A 17458-nucleotide genomic window follows, 5' to 3' on the forward strand; every position below is an offset into this window, starting at 1 on the left:
GGACAAACCCAGCCAAGGAATCAGCCATGAAAATCAGCATTCAAAACCTGCAGCTGAAGTACGGAAGCTTCACTGCCATCGAAAATCTCAACCTCGACATCGAAGACGGCGAGGCCCTGGTCCTCCTGGGCCAGTCCGGCTGCGGCAAGACCAGCACGATGCGGTGCATCGCCGGCCTGGAGGAGCCCACCTCGGGGCGGATCATCATCGACGACGTCGTGGTCTTCGACTCCGAAAAGGGCATCAACCTGCCCCCGAACAAGCGCAACGTCGGCATGGTCTTCCAGTCCTACGCGGTGTGGCCGCACATGACGGTGGCCCAGAACGTTGCCTATTCGCTGAAGCAGAAGAAGCTTCCCAAGAGCGAAATCGATGAGCGCGTCATGGAGGCCCTTACGCTGGTGGGCCTGGAGCCCTACGCCGACCGCGGCGCCAGCCTGCTCAGCGGCGGCCAGATGCAGCGCGTCGCCCTGGCGCGCAGCCTGGTCATGCGGCCCAGCGTGCTCATGCTCGACGAACCGCTCTCCAACCTCGACGCCCGCCTGCGTGACCGGCTCCGGGTTGAACTGCGTGAGATCCAGCTCCAGCTGGGGCTCACCTGCGTGTATGTCACCCACGACCAGCACGAAGCCTTCGCCCTGGCCGACCGCATCGCCCTGCTCCAGGGCGGCCGGATCGTGCAGATGGGCGCCCCGCAGCACATGTACGAAGCCCCCGCCAGCGCGTCGATCGCCCACTTCCTGGGTGTTTCCAACATCATGGACTGCACCCCGGAGGGCACGGCCTCCGGGGCCACCACCGCACGCATCACCAACAGCGGGCTCACCATCGAGTCGGCGCAGCAGGCCAGTGACGCCGGCACTTCCCCCAAGGTATGCATCCGGGCCGAGGACCTGCAGATCACCGCCATGCCCACCGAACACCCCAACTCGTGGCCGGGAACGGTCCGCGTGGCGGGCTTCCAGGGCAACGACATCAGGTACGCCATCCAGCTGGAATCCGGACCCGAACTGGACGCACTGGGCGGCCTGCGCCGCGGCGAACAGCACAAAGTCGGAGACCGCGTGTGGGTCACCGTCAACCCCCGCGAAGTCCAGATCCTGCCGGCTGAGGTCCTCGCATGAGCCTCAAGACCACCGAAGCGGCCACCCGCGCCGAGGCCCGCCTGGCACCGAAGCCCGAACCCCGGGACTACCGCTGGGCCCGCACCCTTGCCGGCCTCCGCAAGAACACGCCCGGCCTGATCGTCCTGGTCATCCTCGGCGTCCTCATCGTCCTCCCCCTTGCCCTGGTCCTGCTGGCCGCGTTCTCGGACAGCGTTCCCCGGCCGGGCAGCATCTCCCTAGGCGGCCTGACGCTGTCCAACCTGGCACTGCTGGCCACCCCGGAAGCACTCGGGGCCCTGGTCAACTCGCTCATGGTCGGAGCCGGCTCAGCGCTCATCGCCCTGCTGATCGGCGCCTTCCTGGCCTTCGTCTGCGCCCGCTCCGATGCGCCGTGGCGGAAGTTCATCTTCTTCATCGGCATGGCGCCGATGTTCATCCCCGCCCTGGTGGGCGCCCTGGCGTGGTCCCTGTTGTGCTCGCCCAGCGCCGGCTACATCAACATCTTCCTCCGCGACCTGGGCATTGACGCCGCAATCAACATCTACAGCCTCCCGGGCCTGGTGTTCGTGCTGGGCATCTTCTACGCCCCGTACGCCTTCCTGCTGCTGCACAGCTCCCTGTCGATGATGAACGCCGACCTCGAAGAGGCAGCCACCGTCCACGGGGCTCCGCTGCGCACCATGCTGCGGACCGTCACCCTGCCCCTGGCCCTGCCGGCCATCCTGGGCTCCGCCGTCCTGGTCTTCGCGCTCACGATGGAAAACTTCCCGGTGGCCCAGGTCATCGGCAACCCCGCCGGCGTGGACACACTGCCCACCTACATCTACCGCCTGATGAGCGCCACCCCGGCCAAGAGCAACCAGGCCGCCAGCGTCGCCGTCATCCTCACCGTTGCGCTGATGGCCGTGACCCTCATCCAGCAGCGCATCATCAACAAGCGCAAGTTCACCACCATGACCGGCAAGGGCAACCGTCCCCGCCAGGTACCGCTCCGCAGGATGCGCTGGCCCTTCACCATCATCGCCCTGGCCTACTTCGCAGTCTCCGTGGTGCTGCCCATGCTCGCCCTGCTGGCCGCGTCGATGCAGGCCACCCCCTTCGTGTCCTCGATATCGCAGCTGCTTGAAGCGAATGCCCTCAGCTTCGCCAAGCTGGGCGAGGTCCTGGGTTCCAACGACTTCCAGCTCGCCCTGAAGAACAGCGTCCTGGTGGCCCTGATTGCAGCCTTCGCCGGCACCACCCTCAGCTTCATCGCCTCCTACATCCGGTACCGCACCAAGTCCAAGGTGGGGCGCCTGATCGAACTGGTCGCCATGACTCCGCTGGCCGTCCCCGCCATCGTCATGGGCATCGGACTGCTCTGGACCTGGCTGCTGCTTCCCCTGCCCATCTACGGCACGCTGGCGATCCTCGCCGTCGCCTGCGTGGCAGTGTTCATGCCCCAGGGCTACCGCGGCGTCTCCGCCTCGATGCTCCAGATGGACCAGGACCTCGAGGACAGCGCCGTGATGCTCGGCGCCGGACGGACCAGGTCCGTCCTGGACGTGACGCTGCCCCTGATGCGGGTGGGCATCATGTCCTCGTTCCTGCTGTTCCTCATGCTGTCCATGCGTGAGCTCAGCGCCTCCATCTTCCTGTTCACCTCCAACACCCGGATCCTGTCCATCCTCGTGTTCGACAACTTCGACAACGGCCAGAGCCAGGCCGCTGCCGCCGTCAGCGTCCTGTACTGCCTCGTCATCGGAATCCTCGCCGTCATCGCCCAAAAAGTCGGCGGCGAACGCAAGACCAAGCACTGAACCTCACACCACCTTTGAAAGGGACACCCACAATGAAGTTAGCGTCCAAGCTCCCCGCCCTCACCGCCGCCGGAGTACTGCTCGCCCTCAGCCTGACCGGCTGTGGAAGCGCCGCCCAGAGCGCCGGGGTCGTCACGGCCACCGCGGCCGTGAACACCGACAACGGATTGGTCATCAACGGCGAGTCCATCGCTGACAAGGCCACCTATGAGAAGGCCAAGACCCAGACCCTGTCCCTCTACTCCGGCTACACCGATTCCTCCGAAAGCGCCCTGGTGGACGCCTTCACCAAGGACACCGGCATCAAGGTCAACGTCGTCCGGCTCACCCCGAACAAGCTCTCCGAGCGCGTGCTCTCCGAACAGGGTGCCGGCAAGCTGAGCGCCGACGTCATCCGCACGTCCGACTACCGGATCGCCAAGTCCATGGAGGACGCCAAGGTCTGGAAGGCCTACGACGTCCCCGGAGCCTCGGCCCTCAAGGACGTTTCCGTGGACGGCGGCCAGTTCACCCGCATGTTCAACTCCGTGTACACCCTGGGCTACAACACCCAGCTGGTGAAGGAAGCCGATGCCCCCAAGTCCTGGGCGGATGCCGTCGGCGGCAAGTGGCAGGGCAAGCTGGGCATTGTCCAGGGCGGTTCGGGCGGCAGCACCGCTGCGCTGAACAGGTTCATGGAAACCAAGATGGGCGGCGACTACTTCGCCAAGTACGCGGCGCAGAAGCCCAAGATCTACGACTCCCTGGGCGCTGAAGCCACCGCCCTGGCCCGCGGCGAAGTGGCCGTCGGCACCGTGACCATCAGCGGCACCAACATCTCGGCCGTCCAGGACAAGGCCCCGGTCAAGTTCATCGTTCCGGAAGAAGGACTGGTCTCCTACGACTACTACCTGGGCATGACGGGCACCGCCACGAACGTGGAAGCCGCGAAGGTCTTCATGAACTACAACCTGTCCAAGCAGGGCCAGCAGGTCTTCGCGCAGATCGGTGAATACCCGGTCCGCACCGACGTGGCACCGCCCACCATCATGGGTGTGACCCTCCCCGCCGTCGATTCCGGCAAGGTCTACCGCATGCAGAACAGCGACGCCACCACTTACGGCAAGGACGACCTGGCCAAGTGGAACCAGGTGTTCGGCTACACCAAGTAACCCTGCAGTTCCATCCCTGGGGACCCGGCCGCCGCCGGGTCCCCAGCGCCGTTAACCCACCCCCTGAGGAGCCCCCGTGACCGCGCCGACCACAGTCTTGTCCGTGCCCAGCAACACCACGTCCCTGCTGGTCCTCCAGGACGGCAGGACCGTCGTCGAACGGGGCGACACCACCCGCGCCAGCTACGTCGCCTCGGTGCGCAAAAGCCTGCTCTCGATTCTCTTCGGCATCCAGGTGGCAGCCGGCACGGTCAGCCTGGATGACACGTTGGGTGCGCTGGGGATCGATGACACCGGCGGCCTGCTCCCTCTCGAGAAGACAGCGCGGCTCCGCCATCTCCTGACCTCGCGGTCGGGGGTCTACCACCCGCCGTCCAGCCCCGGCAGCGACGAGGATGCCTTTCCGCCACGCGGCACGAAGACGCCGGGGCAGCATTTCGTCTACAACAACTGGGATTTCAACGCCGCGGGTGCCATCTTCGAGAAGGCCGGCGGCCTGACCGTCTTCGAGGCGTTCGAGAAGTACCTGGCCGGTCCGCTGGGGCTGAGCGACTACGCCCCCCGCCGCCAGCGGATGCTCGGCGACCCCGGAAAGTCCGCCTTCCCGGCCTACCACTTCTTCCTCTCCGCACGGGACCTGGCGAAGATCGGGCTGCTGATGGCTGCCGGCGGACAATGGGAGGGCCGGCAGCTTATGTCCCGGGAATGGATCCGGGAGAGCACTGAACCGCACGTGAGGCGCGCAGGCATGGCCCCGGCCACCGGTTTCGGCACCTGCGACTACGGCTACCTGTGGTGGCTGCCCCGGGAATCCGGCCCGCAGTGGGAGGGCGCGTTCCTGGCTGCGGGCAACTACGGCCAGTTCCTGCTGGTCCTGCCGGCAATCCGCAGCGTCATTGTGCACCGGCGCTTCGTCAGCGACAGCTTCGCCATCGCCCGCAACACCCGCACTGCGGCTTCGGTGGCGTCCCCGGCTCCGGTCACGCACGCCGAATTCATGGACCTGGCCCGCGCGCTGGTGGCCGGTCCCCTGGCCCCGTAGGCACCCAAAAGACCATGCACGACGGCGGCGCCCGCCTTTGTCAGGAAGCCGCCTCAGGAAGCCGCGCCCTTGGCGATGGACCGGAATACCTTGGTTGCCTGCTGCGCGGCGGGGCTCAGCCGGCGGTTCTCCAAATGGGCCAGGAGGATGCGCCGCTTCGGTGCCCCGGCGAGCGGGACGGCCACGACGTCGGGGCGGAGCGCGGTCAGCGCCAGCCGGGGCGCCAGGGCGATCCCGATGCCGGCCGCCACCATCCCCTGCGTCTCCTGGTAATCGTTGGCCGCGAAGGCGATCCGGGGCTCGAACCCGGCGTCGCGGCATACCCGGCTGAGGACGTCGGCCACGGGGTGCTCGTCGCGCACCACCCATTCCTGGTCGCTCAACGCGCCGATGCGGACCGAGCCCAGTTTCGCAATGGGGTGCTCCCGCGGCACCAGCAGCACAGTTGGATCATTGGTCAGCCTGACCAGGGCAAGGTCGGGATCCTCGATCTGCTGCCAGGGATAGTCCCACAGCAGTGTCAGTTCGATTTCCCGCCGCCGCAGCCGTTCCAGCAGGCCGTCCCGGCGGGCACTGACCACCGTCACGGCCACCTCGGGGTGGCGGGCGCGGAAGGCCAGCACCACGTCCGGCATCAGGGAGGCCCCGCCGGTGGGAAAGGTTCCCAGCCGGAGCTGGCCGCGCCGGAGGCCCGCGAACTCCCCCATTTCGGCACGGGCCGCTTCCACCGTCCTGTCGATGTCATCGGCATAGTGCAGCAGGGCGTGCCCGGCTTCGGTCAGGACTACGCCCCGGGGGTGGCGCTCAATGAGGACCACCCCCATCTCCTGCTCAAGCTTGGCGATCTGCTGCGAGACCGCGGAGGTGGTGAAGGAAAGGGCGGCTGCAGCGGAGGTCAGGGAGCCGGACCGGCCCACCTCGCGGAGCACGTGGAGCCGGTGGAGATCGAGGATTGCCATGCACTGAGTTTAGCAAAAGTAGATAGTTGTCCATTTATTTGCGATTGTGCTGAAGGCTCCCATCCCGGATCGTAGAAGTACAAGGTGCTGTGAAGTAGGGCACCTGCAAGTTACGAGGGAGAAATACAGTGGGACTCAAAGGACATTGGTACCGGGGCGGCACCAGCAAGTGCTGGCTCTTCGATGCCAGGGACGTGGCCCTCCACGCCCCCACCCGCGAGGAAATCCCCGCACTGCTGTCAGCCGCTTTCGGCGCAGCGGATGCGCGGCAGCTGGACGGCGTGGGCGGCGGAACGTCCACCACGTCCAAGGCTGCAGTCATCTGGGCAACCCCGGGTGCCGAGGCAGACCTCGACTACCTCTTCGCCCAGGTGGGCATCGGCGACCCCACCGTTGAGCTCGGTTCCAACTGCGGCAACTGCGCCACCGCCATTGCCCTGTTCGCAGTCCAGAACGGCATCGTTCCCGCCCGGGACGGTATGACCAAGGTCCGCATGCGCCACGTCACGTCCGGCGCGGTGCTCAGCGGAGCGGTTCCCACTCCCGGCGGCCACATTCCCAAGTCCGGCCTGGCCCGGGTTCCGGGCAGCAGCGCGGCCGGTGTTCCCGTCAGCCTCTCGTTCCACGGCCCCTGGGGCCAGAACACCGGCGCCCTCCTGCCCACCGGCAACGCGGTGGACCAGCTTGAGGTAGACGGCAAAAAGCTCACCGCAACGATGGTGGACGCAGGCGCCCCTGCCGTGCTGCTCGCAGCCGACCAGGCCGGCGTCGACCTTTCCTCAATGACGGACAACCTCGCCGCCCAGCTGCCGGACCTCATCGCGGCACGGGCATCGGCCGGCCTCATCATGGGGCTGCGGAAGCCGGACGATCCGCCGCAGAACGCGGTCCCGAAAGTCGGGGTTGTAGCGCCGGCGGGCGACTACACCGCCGCGGACGGAACAACCATCAGCGCCGGCAGCCACGACGTGCGCGTGCGGATGCTGTCCATGCTCGCGCCGCACCCGGCCATCGGCCTCACCTCAGCGGTGGCAGTCGCCTTGGCGGCCTCGCAGCCGTCATCGGTGGCAGCCGCCGCGGCAGGCCAGCCCTCCACCGCCGGAAGTCCCCGCGTACTGCGGATCGGGACGCCCGCCGGCGTGATCACCGCCGAAATCATCACCGATGACACCGGCGCCGTCAGCGAAGTGGCCCTCCACCGGGCAGCCCGACACATCGCCACCGCAGATATCGACGTGGCCCCGGCCGCCGAGCTGTCCGCCTAAAACCCCTGTCTCTTTGCCCCATCATTAAGGGGCCGCACCAACCAGGAAGTTGTTCAATGAAGATCAAATCCATCCTCGGACACCTGTATGTCCAGGTACTTATCGGAGTCGCACTCGGCGTCGTTGTCGGCGCACTGTGGCCGGACCTCGGCGCATCCCTCAAGCCCATCGGCGACGGCTTCGTGAAACTCGTGAAGTTCATGATCGCCCCCATCGTGTTCTGCACCATCGTCGGAGGAATCACCTCCCTGCGGGACACCAGGAAGGTGGGCCCCACACTGATCCGTTCGCTGGGCCTCTTCTACGCACTGACCGCACTCGCCCTGGCCCTGGGCCTGGCCGCGGTGACGCTGTTCCAGCCCGGCGCCGGCATGCACATCGACCCCACGCACCTGGACTCCTCGGTGGCGCAGAAGTACACCACGCAGCTGCCCAGCAGCAACCCCGTGGACTTCATCCTGAGCATCATCCCCACCACGTTCGTCGGTGCCTTCGCCGACGGTGAAGTCCTGCCCGTGCTGGTCATTGCCCTGCTGTGCGGCTTCGCCTTCAGCAAGCTCGGCGCACCCGGCAAGCTGGCACTGGACGTGGTCAACAGCTTCAACAAGCTGCTCTTCATCATGTTCGGCTACATCATGAAGGTAGCCCCGCTGGGCGCCTTCGGGGCCATGGCCTTCACGGTGGGCAAGTACGGCGCCCACTCCATCGGCAACCTCGGCATGCTGATCCTTGCGTTCTACGCCGCCTGCATCGTCTTCGTGGCGGTGGGCCTGGGCATCCTGGCCAAGGTGACGGGCTTCAGCCTGTGGCAGATTCTGCGCTACTTCAAGGACGAATTCCTGATCGTCCTGGCCACCTCCTCCAGCGAACCGGTCCTGCCGCGCCTGCTGTCCAAGCTCGAGCGGATCGGCTGCGACCGCAGCGTTGTAGGCCTGGTGGTCCCCACCGGCTACTCCTTCAACCTGACCGGAACAGCGATCTACCTCACGCTTGCCTCCATGTTCATCGCCCAGGCCTGCGACATCCACCTCAGCTGGGGCCAGATCCTGCTGATGCTCGGCATGATGCTGCTGACCTCCAAGGGCGCGGCCGGCGTCACCGGAAGCGGCTTTGTGGCCCTGGTGGCGACCCTGACGGTCATGCCCACCCTGCCGGTGGCCGGCGTGGCCCTCATCGTTGGCATCGACCGCTTCATGAGCGAGGCCCGCGCGCTCACCAGCACGGTCTGCAACATCGTCTCCTGCGTGGCAATCGCCAAGTGGCAGGGCGAGCTGGACATGGCCAAGCTCCGCTCCGAGCTCCAGGCCGGCTTCGTGCCCACCGAGGCGGAAAAGGTGCAGCTGGCCGAACCGGCCCTGGCCCACTGACCGGCCGGCAGGCCACCACCCCCAGTGTTTGCCCGGGATCCCAGCAGGGGTCCCGGGCAAACCCTTGCAAGGGGTACTACTTCACACACCCCCCCACGGAAAGGACCGTCATGAGTGAGCGCCAAACGGAGCAGGACACAGCGGAAGACTGCGACGCCGGCACCTGCTTCTACTGCCAAAGCCCGGAAACCGACTAGGGACGGCAGGGCCTAGAGCCACTGCTCCCATATCGTCAGCTGGAGGGTGACGGTCCCGGACGGGCCAGCCACAACAGCGCCAGCCCCCGCGGAAGGGTCGACGGCGGCACCCGCCGTGACGCCGTCGTCGTCCCTTCCAGCGAAACCAGCTGCCACAGCCATGCCGGGCCTCCCGGCAAAGACCGCCCAGCGCATTACGCGCGGACCGCCTCAACAGCCTCATCCGCGGAACGCACCGGCGTCTCCAGCCCCAGGTTTTCGCGGAGCGTGGCGCCACGGTACTCCGTGGGGTAGACGCCGCGTTCCTGCAGCTCCGGGACCAGGTGGTTCACGATGTCGTCCAGGCCGGTGGGGACCAGCCACGGCGAGATGTTGAACCCGTCGACGGCGCCCACACGGGCATATTCGGCCAGGTGGTCCGCCACGGCCGTGTAGGAGCCGGTGAAGGTGGCGTCGATCCGGGCCGTCTTCGAGGTGACGAACTGCCGGATGGACAGCCCCTTGTCCTTGGCCTCGGCACGCCACTGGTCGGCCAACTGCCGCGCCTTGGCACCGTGGAAGCCACTGCCCCGCGTTTCGGACGTCTCCTCCACCACCGGATCGATCGCCGGCAGCGGGCCGTCGGGATCAAAGGCGGACAGCTCGCGGCCCCAGAACTGCTCCAGGTAAGCGATGGCCTGCTGCGGGCCGATCTGCAGGCTCCGCACCCACTCCTTTTTCTCCAGCGCTTCGGCATCGGTCGGCGCCAGGATGAACTCGCTGGCCGGCATGATCTGCACGGCGTTGGCCCCGCGCCCGGCGGCCAGGGACCGCTCCACGAGGTCCCTGCGGAACTCCACGGCGTCATCGAACTTTGGGTGGGCGGAGAAGATCACGTCCGCCTGACGTGCGGCGAAGTTGCGGCCCTCCGGCGAGTCCCCGGCCTGGAACAGCACCGGCCGGTACTGGGCGCTGCGCGGCAGCCGAGGCGTCACGTCCACCGTGTAGTGCCGGCCCTCATGGAGCACCCGGCGGGCGGGACCGTCCGGCGTTTCCCACGAATCCCAGATCCGCTTGGCCGTCTCCACGAACGCCTCTGCGTGCTTGTACCGGTCGGCGTGGTCCAGGTACCCTCCGCGGCGGAAGTTCGCCCCGGTCCAGGCGTTGTCCGTGGTCACGATGTTCCACGCGGCACGCCCGCCGGAGATCAGGTCCAGCGATGCCAGCCGGTGGGCCAGGTCCGCAGGATCGTTGTAGGTGGTGTTCTGGGTGGCCACCAGCCCGATGTTCTTCGTGACGGACGCCAGGGCGGCCAGCATGGTCTGCGCGTCCGGGCGGCCCACCACGTCCAGCGCGTGCGGGCGGCCCAGGTGTTCGCGCAGGCGCAGTCCCTCACCCAGGAAGAACGCGGCGAAGAGCCCGCGCTCGGCGGTCTGGGCGATGCGGCGGAAGGATTCGAAGTCCGTCTGCGACCCCGATTCGGGGGCCTTCCAGATGGTGCCGGAATTGACCCCCTGGAAGAAGACGCCGAACTGGATCTGGCCGCTCGGCGTAAAGACATCGGATTTAGCACGGATGTGCTGTGTCATTGGATTTTCCCCTTACTTTCCGGCGGCGGCGGCGGGCGCGGCGGAGGCGGTTGCGTAGCGGCTGGCCGGGCGGTCCAGGCCCAGCAGGCCGCGGAAGGTGCCGTCCTGCACCACCGGGCGCAGTGCCCCGCGGCGGCGCAGTTCCGGCAGCACCAGGCGGCCAAGTTCGTCCAGGTCAACAAAGAGCGACGCCGGGTGCAGCCGCACGCCGTCCGCCTCCTCTAAAAGGTCGGCGAGGAAATCCGCGAGCCCGGCTGCGGACCCTGCGTAAGCCGCCCGCCCGCCGTCGAACGAAGCACCCCGGGCCGCCGCGGCCTGCCCGCGGGAGTCCAGCACGACGTCGAGCTCAGCCACGACCGCAACGCCGGCACCCACGCGGGCCCGCACGTCCCGCGCCTCGGCAGCGAGAAGTTCCGGCGTCGGGGCGGATACCAGCACTGCGTCCACGGCCTCCACCGGCACTTCGCCAATCAGCGAAGCAGGGGCCAGCACCGGCAGCTGACCTTGCAGCGGCCGCGGAATGATGGACGGCCCTTTCACGGAATAGCCGGCGCCGGCAAAGCCAGCAGGCGTTTCAAAGTCCGCATAGTGCAGCTTGTCCACGTCGATGTACCGGCCGGTGGCGACATCGCGGATCACTGCGTCGTCCTCCCAGGAATCCCACAACCGGCGGGACACCTCGATGGACGCCGCGGCCTCCTGGCCCAGCGCTGCCCCAGTGACGGAGGGACGCCCGACGGCGGCGGCAGCCTCGGGTGCCTCAACGGCCGTGACGATCCACCCGGCGCGGCCCCCGGAGACGTAGTCCAGGCTGGCCAGCTGCGTGGAAACGTGGAACGGCTCCGTATATACAGTGTCAACTTCGGGGACCAGGGCGATGGTCCGGGAAATTGGCCCGGCGAACGCCGCCCGCTGCAGGGCGTTGGCACGTCCCGGTGCGGGCGCGTCGGTGAAGGTGGCGGCGTGCAAGCCCGCGGACTCTGCTGCCAGCACGGCCCGGGTGAGGTCCGCACCGTCCCAGCCGGCGCCGTCGAGCTCGATCGCCAGGAATCCCGGCTTTTCAAAGGTAGTCACTGCTGGTCCTGACGTTCGTAGGGAATCTTTTCGCCAGCCTCGATGGCCACGGGCAGCCGGTTTTCGGCCGGTGGGAGCGGGCACGTGGCCAGGTCCGTGTAGGCGCACGGCAGGTTCACGGCCCGGTTGAAATCCAGCAGCACGGATCCGTCGGCGGCGGGCACCACGGAGAGGGACCGATTGGCCGCGTACGTGGTCTTGCCCGAGGTCTGGTCCGTGAACAGGACCGACAGCGAGCCCGGGGCATGGCCGTTGAACGCGGTCAGCGCTAGTTCCTGCCCGGCCAGCTTGAAGCGGATCTCGCCCGGCGCCTCGTACACATGCTGGATGCCCTCGACGGCGGCACCCACGGTGGTGGGCCGCGGCGAGTCGAACGGCACGAAGGTTCCGCGCACCGCGTACGCCGCATCGGGCGAGTAGGCGGGCGTGCCCTGGTACTCCTGCAGGAGCGGGTTTTCCGGATGACGCGGCCGCACGATGTACTCACCGCCGCGCTTGGCCAGTTCGATCACCGTCTCGCCGGACACCAGGTTGATGCCGCCGCGCTCCTCGATGGGGCCGAACTCCAGCGATGCGCCGGCCGGGGTGTTCAGTTCCCTGCCGTCCCGCTGCAAAATGTCACCCGGCGCCAAAACCACGCGGACGACGTCGGCCGCCACGCTCCAGGTGCCCGGGGCACCGTCCAGCCGCGAGGGTTCGTCGCCCAGCCAGTGCAGGTGCGTCACCGCCAGGAAACCGTGCGGGTGCGCCCGTTGCTGCTCGTGCGCCGCGTGCCATGCCTGCCAGTCGGCGTCGAAGGTTTCGAGGGCTGTGCCGGTAGACGTGCTCATTTCGCAGCTCCAAACGTTTCCTGGGTGATGGTCTTGGACTCCGGCAGGCCTTCCTCGGACAGGCCCCAGCGTTCCAGGACCTTCCCGTAGGAGCCGTCCTGGATGACCTCGTTCAGCGCCTCGGAAATTACCGGTGCGAGCCCGTTGCCGCGCAGCGTGGTCGCGGCCACCAAAGTTTCGGACGGCCAACCGGCGTTGACTTTCCCCACCACTTTGAGGTCATCACGGGTGTTTTCGCGGTACACGGTGGACGGGTACGGCGCGATGTTCAGGTCCGTCCGGCCGGAGGACAGCGCCAGGATGGTGTCGGCGTCGGACGAGTAGTACTGCAGCGTGGCCGGCGCCTTGCCCTTGGCCTCCAACTCCTTGTTCCAGGCCAGCAGGATCTTCTCCTGGTTGGTGCCGGAGCCCACGGAGATCTTCAGGCCGGAAATGTCGTCCGAACCCTTGATGTCGTAGGTGGAGGACTTTTTCGCTTCGAACCCCATGTACGCGGCCCGGTAGCTGGCGAAGTCGAACAGTTTCACCCGGTCCTTATTCACGCCCACGTTGGAGAACACGGCTTCGAAGTCGCCGGACTGGGTCTTCAGCGGCCAGTTCTCCCAGGACGTGACCTGCACATCCAGCTCCAGGCCCAGCTTGTCCGCCACCAGCTGGGCGATATCCAGCTCGGAGCCGATGGGCGTCTTGTCGTCCGTGGCGTGGAAGGACAGCGGGATGGACCCGGCGGTGGTGGCGACGGTGAGCTTGCCGTCCTTGCCGATCAGCTCCGGGACCTTGGCGGCGAGCGCCGCGTCCTTCTCCGCCCGGATCCGCTGCTGGTCCGGGGAAGTGTTGTAGACCACGCCGTTGCGGGCCGCCGTCGTCTGCGCCCCTCCGGTGGGATTGCCGGCGGCGGAGGCGCCGGGGTCAGCGCAGCCGGCGAGCGCGGCTGAACCAAGGAGCGCGGTGCCGAGGAGTACGACGGCGGGACGCGCCGCGAGGGCGGGGCGGCGGCTGGTGGGGAAAGCCATGGGAGTTCCTTAGATGTTGAAGGCCGGTTCCAGCACCTTGGAGAAGAAGCTCCGGGTGCGCGGTTCCTGGGGGTTGCTGAAGATGTCCTGCGGGGTGCCCTGTTCCACGATCTGGCCCTGGTCCATGAACACCACGGTGTCCGCCACGTCGCGGGCGAAGCCCATCTCGTGGGTGACGATGATCAGCGTGGTCCCGGACTTGGCGAGTTCGCGGATCACGTCGAGGACCTCGTTGACCAGCTCGGGGTCAAGGGCGGAGGTGGGCTCGTCAAACAGCAGGATCTTGGGGTCCAGGGCCAGCGCGCGGGCAATCGCCACGCGCTGCTGCTGGCCCCCGGAGAGCTGGCGCGGGTAGGCATCGGCGCGGTCCTTGAGGCCCACCCGGTCCAGCAATTCCAGGCCGCGGCGGCGGGCTTCCGCCTTGGAGCGGCCCTGGGCTACCACCGGCGCTTCCGCCACATTCTCCAGCGCGGTGAGGTGCGGGAACAGGTTGAAGTTCTGGAACACCATGCCGATTTCGGTGCGCTGTTTCAGGATGTCCTTTTCGCGCAGCTCGTGCAGCCGGTCGCCGCGGACCTCATAGCCCACCAGCTGCCCGTCGATGGTGATGTGGCCACCGTCCACCTTTTCCAGGTGGTTGATGGTCCGCAGCAGGGTGGACTTGCCGGAGCCGGACGGGCCCACGATCACTGCCACGCCACCCGGTTCCACGGTGAGGCTGACGCCCTTGAGGACCTCCGTGGCGCCGAAGGACTTGCGGACTCCGGTGATCTCCACCAGTCCGCGGGTGGCGGTCGGGGCGGTAAGGGTCTCAGTCATCAGAAGTTCCTCCGGGTGGGGACAGCCGCGTGGGTGGCGAAGAATTTGCGGGCCTTCTGCAGGGGCGTCAGCGGCAGGTTACGCACCGCGCCCTTGGAGTAGTGCCGTTCGATGTAGTACTGGAAGACGCTCAGCACGGAGGTGATCACGATGTACCAGAGGGTGGCAACCAGCAGCAGCGGCAGGACCTGCTGCGTGCGGTTGTAGATGACCTGCACCGTGTAGAACAGCTCGGAGTAGGCCAGGACGTAAACGATCGAGGTGCCCTTGACCAGGCCGATGATCTCGTTGAACGCGGTGGGCAGGATGGCCCGCATGGCCTGCGGCAGCACGATCCTGGTGGAACGGCGCCAGGCCGGGATGCCCAGGGCAGCCGCGGCTTCCAGTTGGCCCTGGTCCACCGAGAGGATGCCGCCGCGGATGATCTCCGCCGAGTAGGCGGCCTGGTTCAGGGTCAGGCCCAGCACTGCTGCCGCAAACTGGCTGATCAGTGTGGTGGTCTGGACCTCGAAGAACCGGACGTCCGTGAACGGGATTCCCAGGCTGATTTTCTCGTACAGGTAGCCCAGGTTGTACCAAAGCAGCATCTGGACCAGTAGCGGGGTGGACCGGAAGATCCAGGAGAACGTCCAGGACACCGAGACCAGCAGCGGCGACGCGGAAAGCCGCATAAGCGCCAGGACGAAGCCGAGCACGAACCCGAGAATGCCGGAAATGGCGGTCAGCTTCAGCGTCTCCACCAGGCCGTTGACCACCGACTGCGCCGTGAACCACTGCGCCACCACGCCCCACTCCCAGCGCGGGTTGGTGGCCAGGGACCACGCCACCGCCAGGACGCCGAGCGCGACGACGGCAGTCCCCACCCAGCGCCACGGATGCTTTGCTGCCACTACCCGGTAGGACGAGTAGTCGGGGGCCTGCCGGGCGGCCGCCCTGTCTTCCGGCCGTCCGGTTGTCGGTGGCGTTTCCGCCGGCGGTGCCGGCTGCGGCTGTTGCGACTGCGCCACCGTCGTTGCTGCTGAACTCATGTGCCACCTCGTTTCTCGTCGTGGGTTCGGTTGGGCCGTTGGCCTTGCCGGGACCATGCGGCCCGTTGCTGGCTGCAAATCTAGGACCGGCCGGAACGGGCCAGCAAGGCGGCAGGTTGCAATAGTTCACGGGGCTTCGTACGGCGTCATGAGTCGGTTTTTTGCGTCCCGTAACGCGCCGTGACGCGGAGTTAACGGCCGTGAACAGGTGCTCGACCGCCGTCGTCACGGTTGCCTAGCATGGGCACTCAATCCAGCCCCCGCCGTCAGGAGCAGCCATGCCAGCCACCATCCCGGCCATCGTCTTCATCGGCGGCGGACCGCGCACGGCCGGCGTGCTGGAACGGATCGCGGCCAACCGGCCGGACGTCTTCGCCGGCCCGCTGCGGATCCATGTGGTGGAGCCGCACGTCCCGGGTTCGGGCCGCATTTGGCGGTATGACCAGGACCCCGGCCTCCTGCTCAACTCCGTGGCGGCGGACATCACCATGTTCACGGATGCGTCCGTGGACTGCGCCGGCCCTGCCGCCACCGGGCCCGGTTTGGCAGAGTGGGCCGCCGGCGTCCTGGACGCCTCGATCATCGACGTCCCGGACTTCCCGCAGCAACTGTGGGACCAGCTCCGCGCGCTGACCGGAACTACCTTCCCCACCCGCCAACTGCAGAGCCAGTATTTGGAGTGGTTCTTCCGCCGGGCTGCCAAATCGCTGGGCCGCAGTGTGACGGTCCACCGGACCACCGCCCTCGGCATCGCCGCCGTGGATGGCGGCCATGAGGTGGAGCTGGCCAATGGCCGGAGGCTGCGCGCAGACATCGTCGTCACCGCCCTGGGGCATACCGACTCCCGGCCTGACGCAGTCTCGGCCGGATTCTCGGACTTCGCCGCCCGGCACGGCGCCTACCACGCGGCGCCCAGCTACACCACCGACGTCGAATACTCCCCCATCGCTGCCGGGCAGGACGTCATCGTCGCCGGGATGGGCCTGGCCTTCGTTGACCTGCTGGTCCTCCTCATGGAGGGGCGCGGCGGCAGGTTCGAGGAAACGGACGACGACGGGCTGCGCTACCTTCCGTCCGGGAAGGAACCACGGCTGTGGGCAGGGTCGCGCCGCGGCGTTCCGTACCACTCCAAGATTTCCGCTTCCCTGCGCGGCCAGGCCCCGGGGCCGCTGCGCTTCTTTACTGCTGCCGCCGTGGATGCCCTCCTGGACGCCCACGGCGAACTGGACTTCCGGCAACACCTCTGGCCGCTGATCGCCAAGGAAGCCGGGTACTGCTACTACCGCGAACTCCTGACCGGCACCCCGAAGCGCGCGGCCATGGAATGGGAAGAGTTTGCCGCCCGTTATGCGGAGGTGGACTGGTACAGCGGCGCGCGCACGGAACTGGTGGCCGCCGCCGTCCCGGACACCGGGCTGCACCTGGACCTGGAACGGCTGGACCGGCCCTTCGATGGTGTCCACTTCGCCGGCCACCAGGAACTGCAGGACGCCGTGGCCGGGTACATAGGGAACGATCTCTCTTTGCGGGACAGCCCGGACCATCCGGAAACCCTGGCCCTGTTCCTGGCCCTGCTGCACGTGTACATGGAGGTGGGGCGCGTAGTCCCGCCCGAGCGGCTCAATGCCAGGTCCCAGCAGGTCATCCACGGCTGGTGGCATGGCTTCTTCAGCTTCGTGGACTCCGGTCCGCCGCCGCACCGCCTCCGCCAGATGCTGGCGCTGCACCGCGCGGGGCTGCTGCAGTTCCTGGGCCCCGGCCTGGAGGTCACCCTTGATGAGGAAACGGGAACTTTCCGCGCCGCCTCCCCGCAGTCCGGGGTTTCGGTTTCCGCCACCGCGCTGGTCGAGGCGCGGCTGCCGGCCCCATCGGTGGCCCGCTCCCTCAACCCGGTGCTTTCTTCGCTGTACGACGGCGGGCTGGGCACCGAGCAGCAACTGCTGACCTCGGACGGTATTCACTCCACCGGGAAGCTGCTGGTCTCTTCCGGGCACCATCTGGTGGACGCGGACGGCCGGGCGCAGGCCACCCTGTTCGCCGTCGGGCCGGGAACATCCGGCTGGGGTGCCGGCGCCTTCGCCCGGCCCCACACCAACGCCGCGCCGTTCCGGGAGAACGACGCCCTGGCCCGGACCATCCTCGGCGTTGCCCGGGACATCGCCGCCCAGGGCCCGGCCACCGATGTGCCCACCGCGCGGGGCACAATAACTCCAGAACCAGCCGCCATCGGAAAGAAATAG

Annotated in this window: 15 protein-coding genes; 7 read left to right on the forward strand and 8 right to left on the reverse strand. The window is 67.5% G+C overall.

From position 1 onward, the window contains the following. Window positions 1–26: 26 nt before the first annotated feature. The 4 genes from ACFVTD_RS09845 to ACFVTD_RS09860 all read left to right on the forward strand — a co-directional run bounded on the left by ACFVTD_RS09845 (window position 27) and on the right by ACFVTD_RS09860 (window position 5098). Complete coding sequence (locus tag ACFVTD_RS09845; RefSeq protein WP_387561633.1) at window positions 27–1124, forward strand: ABC transporter ATP-binding protein; 1098 nt, start codon at window positions 27–29, stop codon at window positions 1122–1124. Further along, window positions 1121–2905 (forward strand): ABC transporter permease, encoded by a 1785-nt coding sequence (locus ACFVTD_RS09850; RefSeq protein ID WP_387561636.1) that lies wholly within the window; start codon window positions 1121–1123, stop codon window positions 2903–2905. The genes ACFVTD_RS09845 and ACFVTD_RS09850 overlap by 4 nt, the downstream gene beginning before the upstream one ends. 32 nt (window positions 2906–2937) lie before the next feature. After that, window positions 2938–4056 (forward strand): ABC transporter substrate-binding protein, encoded by a 1119-nt coding sequence (locus ACFVTD_RS09855; RefSeq protein WP_286400165.1) that lies wholly within the window; start codon window positions 2938–2940, stop codon window positions 4054–4056. 76 nt (window positions 4057–4132) lie between these two features. Beyond that, on the forward strand, window positions 4133–5098 hold the full coding sequence (locus ACFVTD_RS09860; protein ID WP_387561639.1) for a serine hydrolase domain-containing protein: 966 nt from the start codon (window positions 4133–4135) through the stop codon (window positions 5096–5098). Between the two features lie 53 nt (window positions 5099–5151). On the opposite strand, the gene ACFVTD_RS09865 is transcribed toward ACFVTD_RS09860, so the two are convergent. Then, a complete protein-coding gene (locus ACFVTD_RS09865) occupies window positions 5152–6057 on the reverse strand; it encodes a LysR family transcriptional regulator (RefSeq protein ID WP_387561642.1) in 906 nt (301 codons plus the stop codon). A gap of 128 nt (window positions 6058–6185) precedes the next feature. Here ACFVTD_RS09865 and ACFVTD_RS09870 point away from each other — a divergent pair, with 128 nt between their 5' ends. Next, on the forward strand, window positions 6186–7322 hold the full coding sequence (locus ACFVTD_RS09870) for a PrpF domain-containing protein (protein WP_387561645.1): 1137 nt from the start codon (window positions 6186–6188) through the stop codon (window positions 7320–7322). Window positions 7323–7378: 56 nt separating this feature from the next. Continuing rightward, entirely contained in the window at window positions 7379–8689 is a 1311-nt protein-coding gene (dctA, locus tag ACFVTD_RS09875; protein WP_387561648.1) for a C4-dicarboxylate transporter DctA, read from the forward strand. Window positions 8690–8898: 209 nt separating this feature from the next. Here the strand turns inward: dctA and ACFVTD_RS09880 are convergent, their stop codons facing one another. Genes ACFVTD_RS09880 through ACFVTD_RS09910 form a run of 7 tightly spaced genes read right to left on the reverse strand, consistent with a single transcriptional unit; the run spans window position 8899 to window position 15218 of the window. Next, window positions 8899–9048, reverse strand: a complete 150-nt coding sequence (locus tag ACFVTD_RS09880; RefSeq protein ID WP_387561651.1) for a hypothetical protein — start codon at window positions 9046–9048, stop codon at window positions 8899–8901. Between the two features lie 32 nt (window positions 9049–9080). Continuing rightward, complete coding sequence (locus ACFVTD_RS09885) at window positions 9081–10454, reverse strand: NtaA/DmoA family FMN-dependent monooxygenase (protein ID WP_387561653.1); 1374 nt, start codon at window positions 10452–10454, stop codon at window positions 9081–9083. A gap of 12 nt (window positions 10455–10466) precedes the next feature. Further along, window positions 10467–11528: an LLM class flavin-dependent oxidoreductase gene (locus ACFVTD_RS09890; protein ID WP_387561656.1), complete on the reverse strand. Its 1062-nt coding sequence runs from the start codon at window positions 11526–11528 to the stop codon at window positions 10467–10469. Then, on the reverse strand, window positions 11525–12358 hold the full coding sequence (locus tag ACFVTD_RS09895) for a DUF1684 domain-containing protein (protein ID WP_387561659.1): 834 nt from the start codon (window positions 12356–12358) through the stop codon (window positions 11525–11527). The genes ACFVTD_RS09890 and ACFVTD_RS09895 overlap by 4 nt, the downstream gene beginning before the upstream one ends. After that, window positions 12355–13371 carry a transporter substrate-binding domain-containing protein gene (locus ACFVTD_RS09900; RefSeq protein ID WP_387561662.1) on the reverse strand — a complete coding sequence of 339 codons (1017 nt, stop codon included), beginning with the start codon at window positions 13369–13371 and terminating at the stop codon, window positions 12355–12357. The genes ACFVTD_RS09895 and ACFVTD_RS09900 overlap by 4 nt, the downstream gene beginning before the upstream one ends. A 9-nt stretch (window positions 13372–13380) precedes the next feature. Then, entirely contained in the window at window positions 13381–14190 is an 810-nt protein-coding gene (locus ACFVTD_RS09905; protein WP_387561665.1) for an amino acid ABC transporter ATP-binding protein, read from the reverse strand. After that, window positions 14190–15218 (reverse strand): amino acid ABC transporter permease, encoded by a 1029-nt coding sequence (locus tag ACFVTD_RS09910; RefSeq protein WP_387561668.1) that lies wholly within the window; start codon window positions 15216–15218, stop codon window positions 14190–14192. Before ACFVTD_RS09910 ends, ACFVTD_RS09905 begins: the two co-directional genes overlap by 1 nt. A 278-nt stretch (window positions 15219–15496) precedes the next feature. On the opposite strand from ACFVTD_RS09910, the gene ACFVTD_RS09915 reads away from it, so the two are divergent. Then, window positions 15497–17458 carry an FAD/NAD(P)-binding protein gene (locus ACFVTD_RS09915; protein ID WP_387561671.1) on the forward strand — a complete coding sequence of 654 codons (1962 nt, stop codon included), beginning with the start codon at window positions 15497–15499 and terminating at the stop codon, window positions 17456–17458.

This window comes from Pseudarthrobacter sp. NPDC058119 (assembly GCF_042884655.1).
Lineage (GTDB): Bacteria > Actinomycetota > Actinomycetes > Actinomycetales > Micrococcaceae > Arthrobacter.

Coding starts and splice junctions, on each gene's coding strand:
- ACFVTD_RS09845 (WP_387561633.1), top strand. CDS start 27: ATGAAAATCAGCATTCAAAACCTGCAGCTGAAGTACGGAAGCTTCACT.
- ACFVTD_RS09850 (WP_387561636.1), top strand. CDS start 1,121: ATGAGCCTCAAGACCACCGAAGCGGCCACCCGCGCCGAGGCCCGCCTG.
- ACFVTD_RS09855 (WP_286400165.1), top strand. CDS start 2,938: ATGAAGTTAGCGTCCAAGCTCCCCGCCCTCACCGCCGCCGGAGTACTG.
- ACFVTD_RS09865 (WP_387561642.1), bottom strand. CDS start 6,057: ATGGCAATCCTCGATCTCCACCGGCTCCACGTGCTCCGCGAGGTGGGC.
- dctA (WP_387561648.1), top strand. CDS start 7,379: ATGAAGATCAAATCCATCCTCGGACACCTGTATGTCCAGGTACTTATC.
- ACFVTD_RS09880 (WP_387561651.1), bottom strand. CDS start 9,048: ATGGCTGTGGCAGCTGGTTTCGCTGGAAGGGACGACGACGGCGTCACG.
- ACFVTD_RS09885 (WP_387561653.1), bottom strand. CDS start 10,454: ATGACACAGCACATCCGTGCTAAATCCGATGTCTTTACGCCGAGCGGC.
- ACFVTD_RS09895 (WP_387561659.1), bottom strand. CDS start 12,358: ATGAGCACGTCTACCGGCACAGCCCTCGAAACCTTCGACGCCGACTGG.
- ACFVTD_RS09900 (WP_387561662.1), bottom strand. CDS start 13,371: ATGGCTTTCCCCACCAGCCGCCGCCCCGCCCTCGCGGCGCGTCCCGCC.
- ACFVTD_RS09905 (WP_387561665.1), bottom strand. CDS start 14,190: ATGACTGAGACCCTTACCGCCCCGACCGCCACCCGCGGACTGGTGGAG.
- ACFVTD_RS09910 (WP_387561668.1), bottom strand. CDS start 15,218: ATGAGTTCAGCAGCAACGACGGTGGCGCAGTCGCAACAGCCGCAGCCG.
- ACFVTD_RS09915 (WP_387561671.1), top strand. CDS start 15,497: ATGCCAGCCACCATCCCGGCCATCGTCTTCATCGGCGGCGGACCGCGC.